1 protein-coding gene is annotated in these 677 nt (G+C 27.6%); it reads left to right on the top strand.

Annotated features, from left to right (window positions below; all coding sequences use genetic code 11):
• Window positions 1-405: 405 nt before the first annotated feature.
• The coding region (locus E3E36_RS11110) for an autorepressor SdpR family transcription factor (RefSeq protein ID WP_167895494.1) at window positions 406-677 on the top strand (272 nt) is incomplete at its 3' end.

The raw sequence follows: 677 nt of genomic DNA, 5'->3' as shown, positions 1-677 counted from the left end.
TCTTTGTAATTGCTACAGCTATAAAAGCTGCGATGATTAATTTTTTCATTTTGTTTGTTTTTTAAGTTTAAGAATATTATTGTTTGATTTTTTTGTTGTCATTTTTTGCATTGACAAGTCAAAAGTAGAATCACACATACGCTTGACGAAGTACATTGTGATTAGTTACAGCCATATTATTTGGTTTGTGATGAGCGGTGTTATTGCATTGGTTAATGAATGTTAATTTTCTTTTGAAACCTTTATCTGTTAAGGGTTTGGAAGAAATTCTTAACTATGTTTAAAATTGTGATGACATACTGTTAAGTTTTTTTAACAGGTATGAACGGTTGATGCGTAATAAATTTTTTTGTTGGTTTTCGAATAATATTTAGATATTTGTCTAAATATTTAAACAGAAACCGAGTGAATATTCTTTTTAAAGCTTTAAATGATGCTACACGAAGAGATATACTTGATTTATTGAAAAAACAGGATTTAACAGCGGGAGAAATTGCTGATGAGTTCCATATTTCAAAACCAAGTATTTCTCATCATTTGGATTTATTAAAACAAGCAGGCTTAGTGGTAGCCGTAAAAAAAGGTCAATTTATTTTTTACTCTATTAATACAACAGTTACAGACGAAATTATTCAATGGTTAATGCAGCTTTCAAACAATAAAAAAAAAAAAAAAAA

The sequence above is a fragment of the Thermococcus sp. M36 genome, from assembly GCF_012027355.1.
Lineage (GTDB): Archaea > Methanobacteriota_B > Thermococci > Thermococcales > Thermococcaceae > Thermococcus.
Note: the sequence above shows the minus strand (reverse complement) of the source record. Positions and strands in the feature narration are given on the sequence as shown.